The 20546-nt window shown below is 44.2% G+C and carries 16 protein-coding genes; 6 read left to right on the forward strand and 10 right to left on the reverse strand.

Going from position 1 to position 20546, the window contains the following annotated elements; all coding sequences use genetic code 11:
• The first annotated feature begins 122 nt into the window (after nt 1–122).
• A complete protein-coding gene (locus tag FLM48_RS18920; RefSeq protein WP_179025733.1) occupies nt 123–1025 on the forward strand; it encodes a DMT family transporter in 903 nt (300 codons plus the stop codon).
• A 76-nt stretch (nt 1026–1101) separates the two neighbouring features.
• Here FLM48_RS18920 and FLM48_RS18925 read toward each other — a convergent pair whose 3' ends face one another.
• Together FLM48_RS18925 and FLM48_RS18930 are read right to left on the reverse strand one after the other, a co-directional pair.
• Nucleotides 1102–3348, reverse strand: a complete 2247-nt coding sequence (locus tag FLM48_RS18925; RefSeq protein ID WP_179025734.1) for a S41 family peptidase — start codon at nt 3346–3348, stop codon at nt 1102–1104.
• A 166-nt stretch (nt 3349–3514) separates the two neighbouring features.
• Complete coding sequence (locus tag FLM48_RS18930) at nt 3515–4360, reverse strand: hypothetical protein (RefSeq protein ID WP_179025735.1); 846 nt, start codon at nt 4358–4360, stop codon at nt 3515–3517.
• Nucleotides 4361–4599: 239 nt separating this feature from the next.
• Between FLM48_RS18930 and FLM48_RS22805 the strand changes: the two genes are divergently transcribed.
• The 3 genes from FLM48_RS22805 to FLM48_RS18945 all read left to right on the forward strand — a co-directional run bounded on the left by FLM48_RS22805 (nt 4600) and on the right by FLM48_RS18945 (nt 6754).
• Nucleotides 4600–5049 (forward strand): hypothetical protein, encoded by a 450-nt coding sequence (locus FLM48_RS22805; RefSeq protein WP_256870978.1) that lies wholly within the window; start codon nt 4600–4602, stop codon nt 5047–5049.
• Nucleotides 5050–5247: 198 nt separating this feature from the next.
• Nucleotides 5248–6009, forward strand: a complete 762-nt coding sequence (locus tag FLM48_RS18940) for a hypothetical protein (protein ID WP_179025736.1) — start codon at nt 5248–5250, stop codon at nt 6007–6009.
• A gap of 187 nt (nt 6010–6196) precedes the next feature.
• Nucleotides 6197–6754 (forward strand): excalibur calcium-binding domain-containing protein, encoded by a 558-nt coding sequence (locus tag FLM48_RS18945; RefSeq protein WP_306294399.1) that lies wholly within the window; start codon nt 6197–6199, stop codon nt 6752–6754.
• A 9-nt stretch (nt 6755–6763) separates the two neighbouring features.
• Here FLM48_RS18945 and FLM48_RS18950 read toward each other — a convergent pair whose 3' ends face one another.
• From FLM48_RS18950 to FLM48_RS18960, 3 genes are all read right to left on the reverse strand, one after another.
• A complete protein-coding gene (locus FLM48_RS18950; protein ID WP_179025737.1) occupies nt 6764–8482 on the reverse strand; it encodes a diguanylate cyclase in 1719 nt (572 codons plus the stop codon).
• A 202-nt stretch (nt 8483–8684) separates the two neighbouring features.
• Nucleotides 8685–9083 (reverse strand): hypothetical protein, encoded by a 399-nt coding sequence (locus FLM48_RS18955; RefSeq protein WP_179025738.1) that lies wholly within the window; start codon nt 9081–9083, stop codon nt 8685–8687.
• Between the two features lie 61 nt (nt 9084–9144).
• Nucleotides 9145–10728, reverse strand: coding sequence for a hypothetical protein (locus FLM48_RS18960; RefSeq protein ID WP_256870979.1), 1584 nt, complete (start codon nt 10726–10728; stop codon nt 9145–9147).
• Between the two features lie 538 nt (nt 10729–11266).
• Here FLM48_RS18960 and FLM48_RS18965 point away from each other — a divergent pair.
• On the forward strand, nt 11267–11518 hold the full coding sequence (locus tag FLM48_RS18965) for a hypothetical protein (RefSeq protein ID WP_179025739.1): 252 nt from the start codon (nt 11267–11269) through the stop codon (nt 11516–11518).
• Nucleotides 11519–11643: 125 nt separating this feature from the next.
• Here FLM48_RS18965 and FLM48_RS18970 read toward each other — a convergent pair whose 3' ends face one another.
• The 5 genes from FLM48_RS18970 to FLM48_RS18990 form a co-directional block, all read right to left on the reverse strand.
• A complete protein-coding gene (locus FLM48_RS18970; protein ID WP_179025740.1) occupies nt 11644–12051 on the reverse strand; it encodes a hypothetical protein in 408 nt (135 codons plus the stop codon).
• A gap of 218 nt (nt 12052–12269) precedes the next feature.
• A complete protein-coding gene (locus FLM48_RS18975) occupies nt 12270–14402 on the reverse strand; it encodes a bifunctional 2',3'-cyclic-nucleotide 2'-phosphodiesterase/3'-nucleotidase (RefSeq protein WP_179025741.1) in 2133 nt (710 codons plus the stop codon).
• 991 nt (nt 14403–15393) lie between these two features.
• Nucleotides 15394–16137, reverse strand: a complete 744-nt coding sequence (locus FLM48_RS18980) for a pseudouridine synthase (protein ID WP_179025742.1) — start codon at nt 16135–16137, stop codon at nt 15394–15396.
• Nucleotides 16138–16211: 74 nt separating this feature from the next.
• Nucleotides 16212–16352 (reverse strand): hypothetical protein, encoded by a 141-nt coding sequence (locus FLM48_RS18985; RefSeq protein ID WP_157577690.1) that lies wholly within the window; start codon nt 16350–16352, stop codon nt 16212–16214.
• A gap of 266 nt (nt 16353–16618) precedes the next feature.
• Nucleotides 16619–17878 (reverse strand): serine hydrolase, encoded by a 1260-nt coding sequence (locus tag FLM48_RS18990; protein ID WP_179025743.1) that lies wholly within the window; start codon nt 17876–17878, stop codon nt 16619–16621.
• A 215-nt stretch (nt 17879–18093) separates the two neighbouring features.
• Between FLM48_RS18990 and FLM48_RS18995 the strand changes: the two genes are divergently transcribed.
• Nucleotides 18094–20358, forward strand: a complete 2265-nt coding sequence (locus FLM48_RS18995) for a winged helix-turn-helix domain-containing protein (protein ID WP_179025744.1) — start codon at nt 18094–18096, stop codon at nt 20356–20358.
• Nucleotides 20359–20546 lie beyond the last annotated feature (188 nt).

Consider the following 20546-nt stretch of genomic DNA (forward strand, 5'->3'; position numbering starts at 1 on the left):
GCGTTACAAGTATCTTGATGCAAAGATACTTTATAAAAAGATACTTTACAAATCCAACTTTCAGGTCCAAGATCACTATTTATCTTTACGTGAAGATAGTTTCATTTTATGAGGTACTCAAAATGAATATTCTATTGGCAATGATCCCCGCCTTCTTTTGGGGATCAACCTATGCGATGACCCAATATACCTTGCCAGATTGGCCGCCACTGTTACTGGGTGCACTGCGCGCGTTGCCTGCAGGTTTAATACTATTAGCGATTAAACCTACCATGCCACAGCGCCACGAGTGGCTAAGTTTAGCCAAGCTTGGCACCATTAATATCTCTGCATTCTTTAGCCTAATTTTTATTATGGCATTGACATTACCTTCGGCGATTTCAGGTGTGGGAATGGTATCTGTTCCTGTGTTTGCCATGTTATTTCATTGGCTTATCAGTAAACAGCGCCCAACCTTACTGCAAGTGGGCTCAGGCGCAATGCTAATTATGCTAGCTTGGCTGTTATTCGACCCCAATGCGATCGACCTTAACCCCCTAGGGTTGGGCGCGATGTTAGCAGCAATCGGCTGTATCATTGTCGGCAGCACCATAACTAAAAGTCTCGGGAGTCGTCTGCATTGGTGGACTGTGCTGACATGGCAATTGATTATTGGCGGGAGCATACTAGCAGTATTAGCACTGCTTCATGGATTGATAAGCCCTCAACCTTACATCAACGCACTGCAACAGTTATCAATTCAAAATGTTGCCGGGCTAGCTTGGATTATTGGGCTTAATACGGTACTTGGCTATATCCTTTATGTATGGCTGTTACAGCGTATGTCGGTGGTAGATTTCACCTTCGGTGGTATTGCGAATCCCGTTGCAGGTATCGTTTTTGGATTGTTATTGCTGGGCGAGTCATTCAGCGCACATCAATATCTACTAATGGCAAGCATGATAACCGCGTCAATATTGCCTTCACTCATACAAAAACTATTATCAAACAAACGTGCTAAGCGCGAAAAAGCCCAGTGTCTTTAGGCTTGGCTATTGACATGAGGCTTGGTGGTTAACATATTTACGAGCTCAGACCCAGCAAAGCCGGGTCTGACTTGGACTACAAACGTGCCGACTTACTTGAAACTAGCCTCTCAAATTTGTCAGAGTTAAGTAGTATCAGAGCCTGCTCAATCTGCTCATCTTTACCCGCCTTAACAGCCTCAACCGTTGTTGTTACCTCGACATCAGCAACAATACCCAGGCGCTGAGTTTGTTGCTCATTAGGTGTTAAAATACCAATGCCAGAAAACTGCGACTGATAGCCACCGGGAATGGAAAATTGCGAAACATCACCGTCTGAGCCTGCAGTTTGGCTTCCCATTACCAAGGCATTTGGCGCCTGTCTGAGCACCATTAGTGAAAACTCAGATTGACTCACCGACTCCTCGTTGGCTAATAGCACGATACGGCCGCGATAGGGATTGGGGTTATCAATACCCACTTCAACATCTTGCAACATAAAGTCACCCGGTGTGTTGATATTGGTATATTGCGCTTTAGCAATGACTTTCGGCTTGGCAAACAGATGCTCCGCCAGAGTCCACACTGACCCTAGGGGGTAGCCACGCAGGTCAATAATGAGCTGTGGGAGTTGTTGATATTGCTGCATCAACGGAGCAACGTCTTCGGGCTTAAGCGTCGTCATATTGATATAGCCCACTTTGCCATCAATAACATGGTGCTCGGCAAGAGCAATTGGCTGCAATACCTGTAAATAAACCTCAGCGATTGGCACTGTTGCCACTGTCACTGCTTTCTTGCTGGCTAACGTCAATGTTAGCTGTGGTTTATCTGTTTGTAGCAAGCGACTTTGCAACGCGTAATAACGGCTGACATCGTTGCTCGCCGCTAATAATGGCCATAATTCTTGCTCTACGGCTTTCACTGATTTGCCATCGATATGGGTAATCACATCCCCCACTTGCAATTCATTGGTGTTAGGCTGCAAATTTGCACTCACTACCCACTGGCCCTCAAGATACTGCAGTTTGACCGGCGCAAGTTGCTCACCAAACAAGTCAACCAACTGATTACCTCTATCCCCCATCAAGTAGGCATGGCCATCATCAAGTTGGCTTAACAACTCAGACAGTGCCTGCTCGTACTGTTTTTTATCCTTGGCGGCAACAAATTGACCAATGAATTTCTGCGGTACCTGTTGCCATGGACTAGTAGTGAGTGATTTATAGGGGGCAAAATAGTTGACTAAGTTCCAAACTCGAAACAAAGCGAGCAGACGATAACCGGTATCTTGGTGAGCTTGCCCATAGCTAAGCTCATTGTTTACGGCTACGCCCATGGAGCTATTAAACCCAAAATAGTAGTGACTTTCAAAACGACGATTGGCGACTATGTGTTGTAGCTGCTGGCTTAATTTAGTTCCAAAACGCGCACTATCATTTATCCAACTTAGGTCAATCCGTAGCGCAACATTAGTGTCGCGTTTTACGCAGCTTGGTTGACAAGCTTCGACCTTTGTCATCTTCGCTAACCAATCGCTCATATGCTGATTGGCTTGGTCTGCATTGGTGGCCGATAAGACAGCAGGCATCACGCGGAACAGCTCAGCGTCCATATTGTATTCGCCTGCAGCGACCGCATTATGATAATACTTAACAAGCCCCCAGACTTGAGCAAGTTTGCTGAGGTTATCGATTTGCAGCTGACTAACATTGTCAAAGTTGATTTGCGAACTTGAATGAAACTCGGTATCTGTATCTGCTGCCAGCAGTGTAGGCTTATAAGGTTTCGCGAGTGCAATATCTTGACCGTCAACGGTAACCGACAAATCATCAAACCACGCTTGTCCGGCGCCAACTACAAAACCACCAATTCTGATGCTACTGGTATTTTCATTTAATGCGGTTGAGATCTGATATTGTTGCCAATCAGTGCTGCCTGTGAGGCCTTTTAGAAATTCAAATCCGATGGCATTTCCACGAAAATCAAACTGCTGAATCATCAGCCCAGCTAACTGGCTAATATCTTGAGTACGAATGTACCCGCTCAGATTTAAGGTTTCACCAACAAAGCTGGTCTCTATGGATTGGATAAAATTACGCTTTTCTCCATCACTTTTAAGCAGTAATGCTTGCTTACCTTGGTGTGCTTTGGGGCTTAAATGAGCTGCTGTCAATGGCTGACCTTGCTCGTCTCGCCATCTAACTACCCGAGTGTCGGTTTCTGAGAGGCTCACGAGTTCAAAATCAAGTTGCTCGAATTCAATCTGCTCATCGATATCAGCTACTGTACTAAAGCTGAGCGTAAGCAAACCGCAAGCAATGAGTCGTCCTGTCACGTTCATCACACATCCTTGTCATATTAAAAGCATTCGACTGACAAGTTAGCCTCATTAATTTTTGATGTCAAATCAAACACTTGAATCACATTCATTCACTATAACAAACCACCAACCACTAATTATCCAGTGAAAAAACCTCTTAGTTCTAAATATCCCATCAAACACACTGCTAGTGTAAACTGGCTTCAGCTTTTTCAGCTGATATCGTCTGTGAAGTAACAGGGAGCGCTGGTTGAGGTTTAATAGTTTGACTAGTTGATCGACTTTCATTGGCAGTATTCGCGCCACTTTGCGCCATCATAACAGTATCTTCTAGTGGTAAAATCGATGCCACATTGTCATGGGACACCATCTGTACCGGCACGCCTTCGCCTTGATATAACCACAAATAACGAGCCGTGCTGCTGATAATGCCAACTCGATCTAAAATCAGTTTTGTTGGTTTCAGCACTGGTGTTGCACCTATTGTGTCGTGTGGAATGGCACTGTCGATTGGTTGGCGTGGCAACTCAGTAATAGGGTAAATTAGGGTTACCCGATAAGGCACATACTGCCCTTGGCTAAATTTTCGATAGTCGACTTTCGCCACTAGCTCTACCATACTAAAAATCAACATCATGGTGACAATCAGTAGTAGCAAAGCAGGATCGATTTTAATTTTTCTTAAGGTGTCATTATTACCATGACGATACTTAGGAAAGCGCTCCATTAACCATGGATCAATGTAAAAAGTGAAAACAGCTAAGGCTAAAACTACAACAAAGGTGACAATGAAAGCCTGCGGGTGATGAACCGCAGACAGAATAAAGTCACTTAAATCTAAATGCAGCAATACATTCAGGCCAAAGTTAGCCAGCAAATTGTAGGTGTATGTCAGACCTATAATGGTCGAAAATAGATAAAATAGTGAAACGATGAGGCCGGGGTTTGCGACAATATAAGCTTTAAAACTATTAAGACGAGCATAAATAGCATCATAATAGTCCGCATGCTGCTGCGTTTGTTCAACTTTCATTTCAATATCCATTTGAGAAGCATAATCCTTTTAATCTTAATTAATTACATTTCCAACCCCATGCTCGTCTCAACATACCTGATAACGACTTCAAAATCATCAAGGTAAAACGCTATTGATCACTGAGTACCTTTGCATCATTCATCATCAGTTGCCGTACAGCCCGCAGCTAAAAGCTTGGTCAAACAACAAAATCTGCTACAGTGGGTATATAGACACATTTATACAAGGATAAATTGATGCGCGCTCCACTAACAACTTCACTGACGATTGCAACGGCGCTATTAATCAGTGCTTGTACCAACGACACCCAAGAGCAGCAGTCATCTGCAGTAAGCGCTCAACAGCCGGCACAAGTTGACGCCAAGAGTGCAAAACCACACTCTACTGCAGCACAAGAAGTGGTCATTCAACCTGTGGAGCTATCGAAAGGAGTCATTATGAACCAAGGTACAGTTCGCTATCTCAACCTTGAAGGTGGTTTCTGGGGAATTATCACCGATGATGGCCGTAAAATATTGCCTGAAAACCTCCCAAGTGAGCACCGTAAAGATGGCTTAAGGTTGAGTTTTAGCAGTAAAGAAGTCAAAGGCATGATGACCATTCAGCAATGGGGAACGCTATCGACCTTAGATAACATCAAAGTGATTGGTCAGGTAGAAAGCCAAGGCAACGATCCGCGAATTTAATTCGTAAAGTGTAGAGGCGACACCAGTTAGCCAGTGGCTTAACTGGTGTTACCATAATCAGTAACTTATCAACTTTTCCCCTGTCGACTTAATCCTCCCCCCCCCACCTATAGCTAAATCGAATAGCTATTGATTTAAAGCATCGCAACATCTCCAGCACAATATGCGCTATCAGAATGACTATCGCTGGACAACATAATGCAATCCCATCCACCATTATCCGCTCATCTCTTTAAAATTTTGGCGGCTTGTACACTACTCATATCTTCACAAGCAAGTGCAACTTGGGTAGGGATTGTTGGCCATGAACAAGCCAGAACCGTGCAGCCAACCTCCAAGTCTGATGTACGCCAATTGGAAACGATATTGCAGGGCAATCAGCTTGAATTTGCAGGGCTAACATGGGACAACACCACCGCTGCCAAATGGCGAAACGGTAATATTTCAGTCGCTCGTAATTGGGCATTTGGCTATTTCAATCAACACCACGGCCTGTCAATTGATGTGGTAAAAGGCGACTGGTCGGGAAAAGGTCCAGTTATTGGCGCTCTTGGATACGCCTATAAACAGCGCTGGCAAGACTTGTCGTTGCGAATCAACCCGGCTGTTGCGGCTATTAGCAATAAATTAGCCGATGGCAGCACCCTAAATAGCCATGGCGCACAGCTGAATATTAAGCTCGACTACCGTGTTCATCCGCGCCTCAGTTTTGGTTTTCATCCCCAATATGCTTATTGGCAAAATGACACTTTAGGCTCCACGTTAAAACTCGACTTCAATGCCACGTTTGACATCACCGATAACAAGCGCCATAAGTTGATGTTGGTCCACGAGCAGTTTCTGGTAAACAACCGGGCAACGGATATGAAAACCCGTTATGTTGGCGAAAATTCTCCCATTGCAGGTTATGTCACTGGCACTGAAGCGACCTTCAAAATTCGTTATGCTTACGTGTTCTAGGTATTAGAAGTTAAATTGGATGGAACAAGCCGGCTAAGTCAGTTTACTTATTGGCGAATGGGTTGTGGCTAAAAAGTAATGCCTAAAGATGAATGCATAAACTTGATAGACAACAATGACATTACTGCCAACCTCAGTTTTAATACCCAGTAGTGATGATGTTTTTTACAACCACAATGGATAGTTTATGCAGATTGAACAGGGAAAGTTAGTTCGCTGGCACGATGATAAAGGCTTTGGGTTTATTAAGCCGCAACACAGTGATAGTCAGGATGTGTTTATTCATATATCGGCACTTAAACACATGGCGCGCAAGCCCGTTATCGGTGATGTGATTAGTTATCAAATTACCCAACAAGCCGATGGAAAAAGCCGTGCATGCAATGCCAATATTGTTGGTGTCGCACGACGTCAAACTAAGCCTGGGCGGCGACGACATACTCCGCAAAGATCGCCTATTTTACGTTGGCTGCCGATGCTATTAATCCTTGCACTGATAGTCATTGGGATGGATCGTCCACTCAATAAGCCTGAACCTGAACCGCAAATTCCCGTTAGTCAACAATTTCACAATTCAGCAGATACCAGCTCAAACCTGCCTGCTTTTCGCTGTGAAACAGGCAAACAACACTGCAGTCAAATGCGATCATGTGAAGAAGCCATGTTTTACATTAAACATTGCCCAAATACCAAAATGGACGGTGATAAAGATGGTATTCCCTGCGAGCGCCAATGGTGTAATTAGCACGCTTACTTAGTTGGCAACGATCACCCGATTTTTGCCACTTTGTTTCGCATCATAAAGGGCTTTGTCAGCATGATTGATTAACGCTTCAATTGAGTTTGCTTGTATCTCTTGCTGCTGAAACTTTGCTTTATGTGTGCCGGCAACCCCTAAACTGGCAGTCAGCGACAGTGCAATATTCAAATCGCTAAAGTGTGTCACTTCGATCGCGCGGCGCACTTTCTCGGCTTGTTCAACAGCGACTGACTGACTGCTATTGGGCAAAAACACAATAAATTCTTCACCGCCCCAACGCGCACAGACATCTTGCTTTCTACAAGCCAGCTTAATGGCCGCAGCCACCTTTTTTAGCACCTCATCGCCAACTTGATGGCCATAAACATCATTGATGTTCTTAAACAAATCGATATCAATGAGTACAACTGAGACATCTGCTTTGGTATTGATAATACGTTCGACAATCGGACTGGTCAGCTCTTGAAAACCTCGACGATTATTCAGCTGAGTCAGCGGATCGGTGCAGGCGTATTTTTGCGCCATAATCTTATCGACTTGCGCCACTCTAAATTGGCTGCCGAGAATTGAAGCGAGTAATATCGCCTCAAAAGTCATACCAACTTCAATGGCCTTAAAGGTGTAGTCGTTATAAGGCACCAAGATACCGGCAACGGCTAAAGTCGACACCGCTATACAGATAGCCGCGGTTACCGACGACAAAATAAATATCAGCGCAAATGGCTTTTTGGCTTGCAGAGCTTTCACGCCCATAGCAATAAATAACACCACAAAACAGGTGTTAAGTAAGAAGGCCAATACCATAGAGAAAAACAGATGATTAAAGGCAAAACCGGCGAGCATTCCTAGCGGAATATATAACGTGGTACGCAACACAATTTTATCTAAAACGGGGGCATAGTCTTTCGTTTGCAGCAAGGTACGCGCAAAATGCAGCCCAGCAACGCTATAGGTAATCATCAAGAAAATATCTAACCAGTCTTGAAAATAAGCGCCAAAATCATAGGTGATAATCGTATGCAACTGGCCTGTATAAGACAGGCTATTGATGACAAAACCGAGCAAATACAGTCCGTAAAGCCCGTATTCACGCCGACGAACGAAAAAGTATAACACCAAATTATAGAGTGCTAACGCGACCATAATGCCGTACAACGCACCATACTGATAGCCGCTATTAATGTCGCGCGCAATGGCATGGTTCACAGAGTTAAATTGCACTGGTAGCGCCATAGGGCCTTTAGTTTCAACCCGCATGATCACTTGAGTTAACCCCGGAGGATAAGCATATTCAAAGGCATAATAACGGTAAGCCATCGGCCGCTTGTCAAACGCGTAGGCATCACCACCTGTAATACGCTTTTTTACGATGCCATCTTGAATCAACCAAGTATCAATATAATCAATCCACGGTGTTTCCACTGACAGACGATAGGCTTTGGCAAATTGGGCGGTGTTACTGACGGTAAACGTCATCCACACAGGATCGACACTGATCCCCAATGAAATTGAGTTACTACTACCTGTTGTCAACGGGCCTGCTGCAAACCTTTGTTGTGCTTCGCTCAGTACCAAAACCCCATCCCGCTCTCTAAAATACTGGGTATGAGTACCAACGCTGCCTTGCGCAAAAGCGGGGATATTGATGGTATCTGCGCGAGTAAGCGGGCTAACTAATAGGCAGCAGCCCATCAGAAAGCACAGCAAAGCCATGACGCAATCCTGCAACCTTATGTTGTATATCATTTTATTTTTATATTTTGCCAAACATCAAATCAACAGACAAAAGTAACGCTATTGATGCTTTTTTGTTAGAACTTTGATACTAACACTAATTGGCAAAAAATCGCTATGACATCCAGGTTAAATCGCCCCCAGCGAGCACCCTCTTTACTCTTACACAGCGATTACGGCACTAGGCAATCATCACAAAACGACTTAACAAGAATGGCTCACCATTGACCTTGCCCGATATCAATACTCGCAGTGCACCACGTTGCGCCGACACTAGCTGCGCTGTCACCTGATACTGCTCGCTCGTCTCATCCCAACGGGCACCATCGCCAATAATGTTAACCTTTGGATTGGGTTTGATTTCAATCTGCAGGTCGGCAAGCTCTAACTGACTTTGCACACTAAAACTAAAGCTGACAGGCACCGTATCCTGACTACGCTCAACTACTGTGGGGATCTGTACTTTTAGGCCTGTTGGCAACTTAGCTTCATGGTGATGATGGTGTGCGTGGTCACCGTGTTGCTCACAGCTGTAAGCATGAAAACTCAGGAGTAAAACTAACCCTATCAATATACGCATACGCTCTCCGAATCGTGAACTAAGAGCAGTGCTAGCACTGCCCTTAGTTTGTTAGGTTAAGTTAGTTAACGCTGACATACACAGGGTTAGAGTAGAACCACACATCGCGGTAAATAAGCTTATTAGCTCTATCTTGGATCTGATGGTCAGTCTCGCCTTCATCTTTACTCATCGACTGCCACTTTTGCGGTTCACCGTCGACCGTTAAGCCCGCTTCGTTATAATCGAGTGCGGTACCCCGTAAGCGGAAGTACTGATTAGCTTCGGCAGTAAAGGTATAAGACATTGCGTAGAAGCCCTCATCATCAAGCTGCCAATCCGCAGCAGTGAAGCTTTTAATTACGCTGGCATCACTGTTTTCAGTGCTGTCATATTGCGCCGAGCTTGGCGATACCATGCCAGTAACTGAACCGGCAATAAGGTCGATATGATGTACGCCAGGATTTACTGCACTGCCAAATATACCGTCGCCGACAACTATCTCTTGGTTGGTAAACTCAGGGCTTTGGAAGCGGATGTTAACGGTAACTTCATCACCTTGAGCCACACTAAAGTCCTGCTGTCCCATATAGGCAGTGTTGTCATTGGCGCTAATGTTAAAATCTAACTGATTGATCAATTCACCCGTTACACCAAACATCTCACCAGAGCGCAGAGCTGCTAGCACGGCCAGTTCATCATCACCTTGGGTTACATAGGCATAGTTTTTAGAGTATTCACCGGGGAAATAACCACTGGTATATTGGCCACCATCACTGATTTTAAAGTGGTAATCAGAGTTGGAAACATTCCAGATTTGACGTCCTTCACTGAGCAGTGCATCCCACCAGCCACCCACATGAGCTAACATAGGGTCGGCACCACCATAAAGGCCGGCACTACTGCTGGCATAATCACCACGGTCATAAGGGTGGAATTGTCCGCCCACCATCCCTTCCATTAAAAAGAAGATATCAGGAGCTGTACTGTTGAGATCGCGCACATCGGCCAAGGTATAGGTATTGGCATAGCGTCGAGGGTGATTGAGCATGCCGTAGCTAGTATTTGGGTAGTTATCTTGTAGCCAAGTTAACGCTTTAGCCGCATCGGCCTCAGTGTTATAACGCTCAATCCCCTGTGCTTGCCAACGGGCCACATCTTTAGGATCAAAATGCGCTAGGGTGTTTTCATTGCTGAACTTGTATTCGAATAGTTTAACCGCTTCTAAGATGTCAGCTTGTTCATCAGCAGTACCAATGATGCCGATATTGTAGTGCTCAAAGCCAGGGAAATCCCACTCAAACGTTGTGGTGATGATTTTGTCTTGATAATAGCGATTTTGTAGCGAACGAATTTCAGGTAGCTCATACTGCTCAAGTCGATTGGCGTAAAGGACTTCGCCAATGTCATTGTCTTGGTGATCGTTACCACGTACACGCATATGGTTTGAGAAGAACACGTAGTCAATATCGAACTCATCAAACGCATGGTAGAGAATATTCACCATGGTGTCGCGGGCATCGTTTGATACCGCACTATGTACGTGCAAGTCACCAGTCAACCATTGACCTTCACGTGGCTCAACCACCACCGTATCATCTGAATCTGACGAACAACCAGCCAAAATAGCCATTGATACGCACAAAGCGCTAAGTTTAAGTTTCACTTGAGATTTTCCCGTTGCAGCTAAAAGTGGCGCAAGGTTAGAACGCTAATATGAAAGATTTGCGTACAACGGCTTACAGTTTGATGACAGCAAACTTATTTAACTCATTGTTAAATAACAATTAAAAATCGCACCCATCACCCCCAACACAAAACAACAGCCAGCAACATAAATGCCACCAAACTTACTAGCTGTATCAGCAATGACTCATGCCATAATTGGCAAGGAGACTGCCATCATCTCATCACTACATACTTAGCACCGCTCACCTCGTTTAGATTGATCTTAAATATTGGCTTTTTACGATTTATGAGCTTAAGAAAGCAGCAACGTTTACCCGAAACATCACTGTACTCGTGCTCATAGTCAGTCTCATGCCCGAGCTAAATATCTAAAAGAACTAGTATATTGCCCCTATATACACAGCAACTTAAAACCCCTAGGTTCTTTATCAGCAATCGCCGATATAACACAATTAAGCAGGCGTGCGCTTTTACCCTTAATAACCTTATAAGATAACTCAAGGAATAGTTAACCCATGACAACAATAAAGAAAACAGCCATCACCTTATTGGCAGCAGCAGGCGTTTTAACGGTCGCAACTTCAGCACTAGCGGGAAAGCAAAACGGTTGGATTTTAGAATATACCTATATGTCAGGCGGTAACGTTGTAGGTGAGCAAGTTGTTAACCAGTGTACTGGCTCGGTATATACCACTGGCCAAGTCACCTCAAATAAAGTGCTGCGTGCAAGTGAACCTTGCAGTTACGACATGTCAGACAATCGTTAGTCGCCAGTATAAGAGACAATTAAATAGTAACGACTGATATTGTCGTCAAATAAAAAAGCCCTGCTAACTTATTGTTATCAGGGCTTTGATCTATTTAACGGTAGAGAGTAATGGACTAAATGATTTTACTGTCTAACCCACTGAATCAGCTCGTTAGCACTTCTTACTGCGAATTTACGCTCAACCAGGTTGCCCTGTGGGTCAAATAGCAACAACTCCGCCGAACCAGCGCGATGTTTCGCCATTAGCTCCTGCCCTTCTGGTGTGCCAATACGTGCCAACAAGAAGTGCACATTATCGCCCAAATGGGCTCTAGCCTCGTTCATCTGTTCGGTCTGACTGTTACTAATAGTCAACGCCGGATCATACACAAACACCAGTGCCGGTTTACCCGTACCTATCTGCTCATGGGTTGCCTTAAAACCTTTTGGCATCACATTCATTAAAATGGTTAAAAACAACACAATTGAAGCGATAACAGCTAATGTAACCCAAGGCTTACGACGAGTTGAAGTTGAATCAGGTGTCCCCATGGTGACAAATCCCTCTTAGTAACAGTTAAACAGCACGAATATGTATCGCATTGTAATCGTAAAGTCTGAGGATTAGCTTAAAAATTATTAAGCGCATTGGTTCAAGCAGTAGGTATCGATCTTGATAGGCTAACGGCAGATAGAAAAAAGCCGACTTGATCAAATCAAGTCGGCTTTATAACACTCGGCTTACTTATCAGTTAGTGCACTGTGGTCGCTTATTTAGCTTCACAGTTGAATTCACCACTGTAATCAAAGTTGAAGTGGTACTCAGTGAATCCTTGAGTGCCTTCTTTGGTGGTTTCTTCGCCTTCAGTAGACAGGCCAGTGATTTGATTAGTTGCACAGCGGAAGCCTTCTTCAAGGGTTGCCGATGCAAAAGCCACGCTAGCGGTATTTGGCGCTTCTAGCTCAAACACTTTAGCATTCGGGAAACTCAATGTGGTTCCTTCCTGTTCAGCTAGGCGGTCAGCCAAATAAAACTGCACTAATTCACGGTTGTTAAATGCAAACTCTTCTTTAACCATAACCGCATTATCGACACCAGGCATACCCGAATTTGAAGCGCGGTAGTTGTTGGTAATGACATAGATTTCAGCATCGTCAGCAATCTCAACACCGTTATAAGTCAGCTCAACTAACTGCTCATTGTCTGTTTCGGTATAACGGAAGCCATCAATGTCGGTAAATCTAGAGTCATTTTCAACATTGACCTTGTACTTCAGTAGACCTTCACCGTTATCGCTAAACCCACCGAAGAAAGCATCGAAGTTATAACCAGGGAACTCTTCAACTAAGAAAGTTTCACCTGCTGAAAGCGGCAGACTGCGATAGGCATTTGAATTGACCCACTCAATCCAACGCTTCATATCAGTACCGGTCATCTTCAATACTGCTGGGGTGTTGTTATCAAATACATAGATATCAGCAACCGATGCGTTAGTTAGCTCACCTTCTTGAATGTTGGTGTAGTCTTGACCACCGTTACGACCCGATTTAAATGGCGCCGATACTGACAAGAAAATAGCATCGTCTGATGCGTCAGCAAACTCACCTTCAGCTTTCCATTTATTAAGTTGGTGCAACTGCGCTTCATTCACCACTTGGATTGATAAATCTGGCACCACTTGTGGGAAAAAGCTGTTCATGTTGACGTCGATATCAGCAATAGAATCAGCCATATATTCAACCGTACCGACGTGCTCGGTCTCAACTAAATCTTCAACTGCAGCATCAGAACCTTCAACCAATGAACGTAATTCTGCGGTTGATTGAGTGTGGTCAACGGTCCAAGTTTTACCGCCATCACTAGAGTTAAGTTTTAAATCGATAACCCCGAGTTTGGCGCCCCAGTAGCCAGGCATCACCGCAGGAATACCATTGATAAGCCCTTTTTCGGCATCAACATTAGGAATATCGCCATACTCACCGGTCGAGTTAGGGAAATCACGGTGGTCATGACCAAACATAATGGCATCGATACCGTCAACATAACCTAGATGGAGTGAGGCATTTTCTGCAAACTCATCATCATTGTTGTTTAGGCCAGAATGTGGAATAGCCACAACGACATCGGCACCTTCTGCTTTCATAATAGGTACATAATGCTCAGCTGTTTTCTTAATATCCGACACAACCACATTACACACTAAGTGCGCAGCATCCCAGCCCATGATATCGGGTGGTGTAAATCCAATCACACCTACTTTTACAGTGTGAGCTTTGCCGTCATCACCGATAAACTCTCTCTCTAGAATCACATATGGGTCATACATATGCTCAGCGGTGTCGTAGAAATCTTCTGTGATACGCACTTCACACTCTTCGACCGCATCGCTCACTTTTTCCAAAGAGTCGTCGGCTTTCCAAACATTGGCGCCAACATAAGGAAATTCAGAACCTTTCAAGGCTTCATCTAGATACTCAAGCCCATAATTGAACTCATGGTTACCTAAGTTGGCAGCATCATATTCAAGGTAGTTCATGGCTTTATATACAGGGTGAGTATCGCCTCTTAAGTGCTCAGCACCTAGCGCAGCCATATAGTCTCCCATTGGACTGCCTTGAATCAGGTCGCCATTATCAAACAGCATACTGTTGGCTACTTCTTTACGCGTTTGTGCAATAACTAAAGAGGTACGTGCTAGCCCCCAATCAGGTAGATTAACTTCATTGTGCTCAGCACTTTCGAAGTAATTGTAAGGCATTACATTGGTGTGAATATCAGTCGTTTCCATTAAACGAAGATCAATACTAATTGAATCATTTTTGTCGTCTGATGAGTTACTGCACCCAGCCAGTGCCGCCGCAATGCTCGATACCAGCAGCAGCTTTTTAGCATTAAATTTCATTCTTACTCCAAATGGATAGTGTTATTGCAATCACTTGCATCAATACCGCTCACTAAAGGCTCACCCTGAAAGCAGTAAAGTATTTAATTAAGTTTCATCACCTAAGAGGCGACGCCAAATTAATTAAAAGCAATCAATAAGTAAAGGCAGCAAGAAGACAAAAAAACACAATTAACAAATGCAAATAAATAAAACTTACGTAATTGAATTAATAGACAGTGAAACAAAACAACTTAACCGACTTATAAATGAGCAATTAAAAACCATAAAAATATGACGAGAATATGAAAGGCGAAGATATTTAACAGGAAAGATAAATTGAATTGAGTAAAAGCTAACTGAACATTAATCTAAGAACATGCGAGTAGAAAGGACAAAAAACCATTAAAGCTATTGCTCTAAATTTTACAAAAAGAACAAGGGTGACCAACACCTGCAAAAACAATTAAAAATCAAAGCGGTAACACAGAACAAACACTAAAACGCAAAACCATAAAAAACACCTAAAACAGCATAATAAACTTAATCACAATCAAAATACTGCATTATTAATCTGCATTAGACAGCAAAAACCTCTCATGTCACTCACTTTCAACTTTGATGAAAAACCACGCGCGATACAAGGCCAGTCAAGCCTAAAAACTATATTCAACTTTACTTAACCGCTAAGTTTTGGCAACTTTCAGCAAACATCGAGCGCTATGCAAAAGAACAGAAACAAAACAGAACATCAAAATAAAAAACACAGAAAAATAGCAGCCAGACAAAGCCTATCTACAGTATTCAGAAGGCATCAATGGCTAAAACCCATAGTATTACATTAATACTAAGTTATCATTAATAATTAAAGACAATTAATCTTATAGAGCATATTAAATATATTAAGCAGGGGTTCATAAGGACAAATCAATTAAGCTGTGCTTTAGCACACCAATTAATAGCGGGATGTTGGCTATACCCCTGCCAATATCGATTAGTCTGCCGTATTGAGCTAGTCTAGGCTGAGCTGTTCCACGGTAAACGAATTCACTTCATCGGCACTCAAATAGCGCCACTCACCAACCGGTATATCTAAAGTCACCGCACCAATTGATTCTCGATGCAGCCCATTGACCCGATTGCCTATGGCGGCAAACATCCGCTTTACTTGATGGTAGCGTCCTTCTTGTATGGTCAGATGCACTTCATTAATGCCACCAGCACCACAAGAAACGGCCTCCAGTTTGGCCGGTAAAGTCAGCTTAGCTTCCCCTGGTAAAGCAATCCCTTTGGCAAAACGTTCAACAAGTTGCTCAAATTGCGATGGGGCTATCGCATCACGCAATGTCACTCGGTAACGTTTGCTGCAAAGATATTTAGGGTTGATGATATTAAATGACCAGCGCCCATCGTCGGTGATCAGCATTAACCCAGTCGTATCAGCATCTAAACGACCGGTAATGTGTAGGTCACACACTTTATCAAACCCCGCCTGAATAAGAATATTCATCACTGATGGGTAGTCACCATCCACATTTGAGCTCAAAGTGTGCAATGGTTTGTGCAGCATCATGTAACGAGATGGCCTTAGCGATAATGGGCTGCCAGCTAACAAGATGCTATTGTCTTCATGGACTTGAGTTGCAGGCTCCAAAATTACTACGCCATTAACAGTAACTTGTGCACTACCAATTTCAGCTATGGCTTGATCGCGAGTTAAGTCCGTACTCTTACAGATGAATTTATCTAGGCGCATGACGTTCCAGAGCGATTACAGTGCGCCTATTATCGCAATTGAACTCGCCAAAGCAACTTAACCTTCTCATCAGTTCAGCGGCCATATTTATGAATAACGACATAGACCAAGGCTAAATATAGCCCGATTAAGCTTAACCATTTAACCCCATAATACACCCATTCCACTACATCTAGTGCCGCTGCAGTCTCTACCATCGCTTGCTGCCACCTCATTTAAGCTCACCAATTCACATCAGCAAAAAAAAACCATCATAATTAATGACTGAAATACTATAGGAAGCGACTAAGCAAGCCGATGAATTAGAGATATTCAAATTTGCTTTAGGCTACTGACACCAATCCAACTGGCGCTGTAGCTCTAAACAACCTTTATAGACGCTACGTGAACGGCGACGTGCTTAAGTGTTGCGATAGCTCAGGAAGATTTATGGTAACAAAGCCGGCAACTTATGCCGGCAGTTCATAATGTAATAGGTAACTTATTGGTTGCTCGCTAACCTGTTAGCTTGCCCAACAAAAGCGGGGAGAATTCGCTCAGCAATAAGCTGTTGTGTAGTGTTTTCTCTATCATGGGCGGTCACTACGACCATCAAATCTAGCTCCTTAATCAACAAGATATACATGCCGCCACCACCTTGAGCAGAGGTAGTCGCATAACTTTTACCGTTATAAGTTAAATCGGTCCCCCACCAATAGTAGCCATAGCCCTGATTAGATACCGCATCACCGCCACCAAAAATCTCAGCGTCAGGGTAAATCAGCCTGTCGGTTGCTTGGGTAATAAAGTCGACGGGCACCAACTGCTCGCCATTCCATTTGCCGTTATTCATCGCCAGCTTGCCAAACTTGAGCATCGCCCTCGATGTCATGCTGGCAGAGCCCGGTAGCCCGGTGACTTTATGGGTTTTCCAGCCATAATTACTGATCTCCAGCTTATCGAGCAGCTCTTGCTTAATGAACGCTTGTGCTGAACCTGGCACCACGGCCTCTATCACTTGCATCACCAACATAGGATCATTTTGGTACTTGAATGCTTGCGACTCAGCCGTTATTGGCGCACTCGCTTCAAGGTAGGCTTGTACTAACCCTTGCCCTTTTAATGCGGGTGAGCTTTGCTCGAACCCTTGTGCATCCTCTTCGCTAATCCGAATGCCTGAGCGCATCATCATTGCTTTGCGCAGAGTAATTTTCTCCGCTCCTTTGGTGAAACGACTCGGGTCTAACTCGTTGAGAAAGCTAACTAACGGCTTATCCAGATCGGCCATAGTAAGGTGGCCCAATTGAATCGCTCGGCCAAGTACGGTACTCACGTAAACTTTACTGGCTGACGATTGTGGGTGAGGTAAATCAATACGGCCCCGAGAGAAATAGGACTCGAAAAGCAACTTGTCTTTATGGGCAATCAATAGACTATCAAACTCGCCATGTTGTCCCGCGGCGATCTCTTTTGCCAATGCAACAATCAACTTATCATTACCAGCATCAACGCCTAGCTGACCCACATCAATGCCATCGTCATGTGCAGAAGGCGATGTATCAATATAAGCACTTTTTAATTCACTGATATCAGTGAATCTAAGCTCGCTATTGGGCACCCGCCAGTGTTTTATCTTCGCTTCCGCTGCGGTGGCCTTGGGCGCGCTGTTTTCAATGGTTCCGGCATTTGCTATCGGTAAACTAACAATCGCGCCAAGCGTCGTGGTAAAAAGTAGTCTCTTTAATTGTGTATTTAAACCCATTGTTATTCTCCATGCTGTTGCGAGAGATCCTCGCTGCAATAACTCCTCGTAGTCGAGTTCAAGGTTATCTCGCTTGGGGTAAAACACATGAAGTCATGCTGATTTTTTGCTGATTTCTCACTGAATCTTTAGCGAGTCATTAATTAGCAATTGGTAACTCGGCTTTTTTAGGTTTTAATAGAGATAGTTATCGACAGGGGGTGGGTGAGAAGTTAATGGAAGAGCAATATTGGGTTGGCGATTTTTTTATTGATTTAACCCGCAACCAACTCACCCAAAAACAACAAAGCCAAACGCTGCCACCAAAGGCCCTTGCGGTGCTGACCTGTTTAGCAAAAAGTAAAGGCAAAGTCGTCAGTCAAGATGAGCTGCTGGCAAATGTCTGGCCCAATACGGTGGTATCGCCAAACACATTGCAGCGCTGTATCGCTCAACTAAGAAAAGCCCTCGGCGATGATGGCAAAGTGCAGCACTATATCAAAACTCATGCTAAACAAGGCTATAGTCTTGAAGCTGATGTACAGTGGCAAGCGTCACCAGAGCACAGCGCCGGGCAAGCACTAGCGCAAACCGATAGCCACACCAAGCTGACAGACGCGGTAACGAAAACAGAAGCTAAAACAGCTGCTCACTCTGACATTCACACTGATACCGATACAAGCAATAGTACTGATACGGACACCCATGCATCGGTTGCCGACAAAGCACAACTGGCCAACGTAAAACAGCGCCAATACCTAGGCATCGCCGCCATTGTCGTATTACTGTTTGTTGTTGCTGTTATGGGCTACCAACAAAGTGACTCAGCCGGGCAAAAGCCACTGGTTATCAAAGCAATTAAACCACTGACCTCAACAGATAATAGGGAGCTGGCCAGTATCTACTCGCCCGATGGCCAATACGTCATCTTCCAACGCTTTCCAGAAGTACTTTGCACCAGCAATCTTTGGGCTAAAAACCTCAACACACAACAAGAGTTCCAATTGAGTGATCAATTAGGTGCTTATGGCAACCTTGCTTTCTCGGCCGATGGCAACACCTTGGCCTATGTTCAGCAAAACAGCTGCGGACAACCGGTGACACAAAAATCATGCTTTAAATTACAAAGTATCGACTTCCAACAAGCGCTCAAATCACCGCAAACAGCCAATATCGTCATGGAGTGTAATAACTCAGAGATCCGCTCAGTAAAGTGGCTTAACAACGATGACATCACCTTAATGCAGAAGCATGAGCAGCGGTGGCAACTGATCCGCTACTCGATAACTCAGAACAGCAGCGAGACGATTTTCTCCCTAGCCGACGGTAACATTTTTGCCTATGACTACTCACCGAGCCAAAATCTTATCGCACTCACCAGTATTCACAGTGATGGCGAACGCTACATCGAAACCCTCACTCCCCAAGGGAAATTACTTGGCAGCTACCCAATTACCTACCCCGATGGCATCCCTAAATATCGCCCTATTTATGCCAACTTTTCCTCAGTAGACAATCAGTTGATTTTCAGTACAGGTAAACAGCTTTACACCCTGTCCTACCAAGGCGAGATTCAACCTGTCAGCCTGCCATTGGTTGATGCGATTGGCTCGCCAGTATTTCATCCCGATGGTACCCGCATGCTAGCGATTAAAGGTCACTATGACAGCGACATTATTGCCATGCCGCTATCGCAGTTTGGCGCCAATTCTGCTGAAAAATACCAGCCTACAAGCCTTAACTATCAAGTCATTGCTCGGTCAACATTTGGCGAAAATCAACCCAAATTTCGCCCGTCTGTAACTGATAACTCGCCCGCTGCCTCAGACGCCGCAATAGCGTTTAGCTCTAAACGTTCTGGCAATTCGCAGCTTTGGTTAACGGATAATGCCACCACAAGGCTGAGTGATTTCACTCCAGGCAGTTATATTTATAATTTCGCTTGGGCAGAAGATGGCAATAGTCTACTGGTTAATGTGTCTTCCGAACTAAAGCAGATCTATCTCGATGGGCACAGCGAGGATGTGAACCTTAGCTATCCGGTCACTAAGCTATTTCATTGGCATAGCAATCAACACGCTGTTTTGGCCATGGTGATGATTAACGGAGTAGAGAAGTTTGCCGAAATCAATCTTACCAGCGCCGATATACGCATCCTTAACCACAAACGAGTGACTTGGGCACGTTACAGTGACAATGGTCAGTTAATCTATATGGATCATATGGATAGAATTTGGCAGCCCAAAGGAATCGAAGATCAGCTGATCACGCCGTTAATCGGCCAAGGCAGCGACAAACGCTTCGTTATCAATAACAACATCATTTACGGCATCAATGATGATTTTCAGCTCTGGTCCTATGGGATTGAAAGCCAGCAATTTACGCTTATGGCTCAACTTCCCGACACGGTTGATGATATTACCGATGCCAATCAACATACCCTGTTAATGACCATGCGCGTTGCCGCCAGAAAAGATGTGGTTGAGCTAACGTTGCAATAAGCAGTGCTAACGATAAGCAGTGTTAGCGATAAGTTGATTTGCCTGCCCCTACCGAATAACTAACAACTAGCATCACTACCAACGCCGTTATCAGCGATAGCGGCGCCTTTAAGCTCAGCCTATCGTGACCATTCTCAAGCCTCTATATGCCCACTTGAAATCTAACTCATGAGCATTGTTCATCTATT

Origin of the sequence: Shewanella sp. Scap07 (genome assembly GCF_013394145.1) — a bacterium.
Classification (GTDB): Bacteria; Pseudomonadota; Gammaproteobacteria; order Enterobacterales; family Shewanellaceae; genus Shewanella; species Shewanella waksmanii.

What these genes read in the sequence shown, in the direction of transcription:
- FLM48_RS18920 (WP_179025733.1), top strand. Translation starts at nt 123, where the DNA reads ATGAATATTCTATTGGCAATGATCCCCGCCTTCTTTTGGGGATCAACC.
- FLM48_RS18925 (WP_179025734.1), bottom strand. Translation starts at nt 3,348, where the DNA reads ATGAACGTGACAGGACGACTCATTGCTTGCGGTTTGCTTACGCTCAGC.
- FLM48_RS18930 (WP_179025735.1), bottom strand. Translation starts at nt 4,360, where the DNA reads ATGAAAGTTGAACAAACGCAGCAGCATGCGGACTATTATGATGCTATT.
- FLM48_RS22805 (WP_256870978.1), top strand. Translation starts at nt 4,600, where the DNA reads ATGCGCGCTCCACTAACAACTTCACTGACGATTGCAACGGCGCTATTA.
- FLM48_RS18940 (WP_179025736.1), top strand. Translation starts at nt 5,248, where the DNA reads ATGCAATCCCATCCACCATTATCCGCTCATCTCTTTAAAATTTTGGCG.
- FLM48_RS18945 (WP_306294399.1), top strand. Translation starts at nt 6,197, where the DNA reads ATGCAGATTGAACAGGGAAAGTTAGTTCGCTGGCACGATGATAAAGGC.
- FLM48_RS18950 (WP_179025737.1), bottom strand. Translation starts at nt 8,482, where the DNA reads ATGGCTTTGCTGTGCTTTCTGATGGGCTGCTGCCTATTAGTTAGCCCG.
- FLM48_RS18955 (WP_179025738.1), bottom strand. Translation starts at nt 9,083, where the DNA reads ATGCGTATATTGATAGGGTTAGTTTTACTCCTGAGTTTTCATGCTTAC.
- FLM48_RS18965 (WP_179025739.1), top strand. Translation starts at nt 11,267, where the DNA reads ATGACAACAATAAAGAAAACAGCCATCACCTTATTGGCAGCAGCAGGC.
- FLM48_RS18970 (WP_179025740.1), bottom strand. Translation starts at nt 12,051, where the DNA reads ATGGGGACACCTGATTCAACTTCAACTCGTCGTAAGCCTTGGGTTACA.
- FLM48_RS18975 (WP_179025741.1), bottom strand. Translation starts at nt 14,402, where the DNA reads ATGAAATTTAATGCTAAAAAGCTGCTGCTGGTATCGAGCATTGCGGCG.
- FLM48_RS18980 (WP_179025742.1), bottom strand. Translation starts at nt 16,137, where the DNA reads ATGCGCCTAGATAAATTCATCTGTAAGAGTACGGACTTAACTCGCGAT.
- FLM48_RS18985 (WP_157577690.1), bottom strand. Translation starts at nt 16,352, where the DNA reads ATGAGGTGGCAGCAAGCGATGGTAGAGACTGCAGCGGCACTAGATGTA.
- FLM48_RS18990 (WP_179025743.1), bottom strand. Translation starts at nt 17,878, where the DNA reads ATGGGTTTAAATACACAATTAAAGAGACTACTTTTTACCACGACGCTT.
- FLM48_RS18995 (WP_179025744.1), top strand. Translation starts at nt 18,094, where the DNA reads ATGGAAGAGCAATATTGGGTTGGCGATTTTTTTATTGATTTAACCCGC.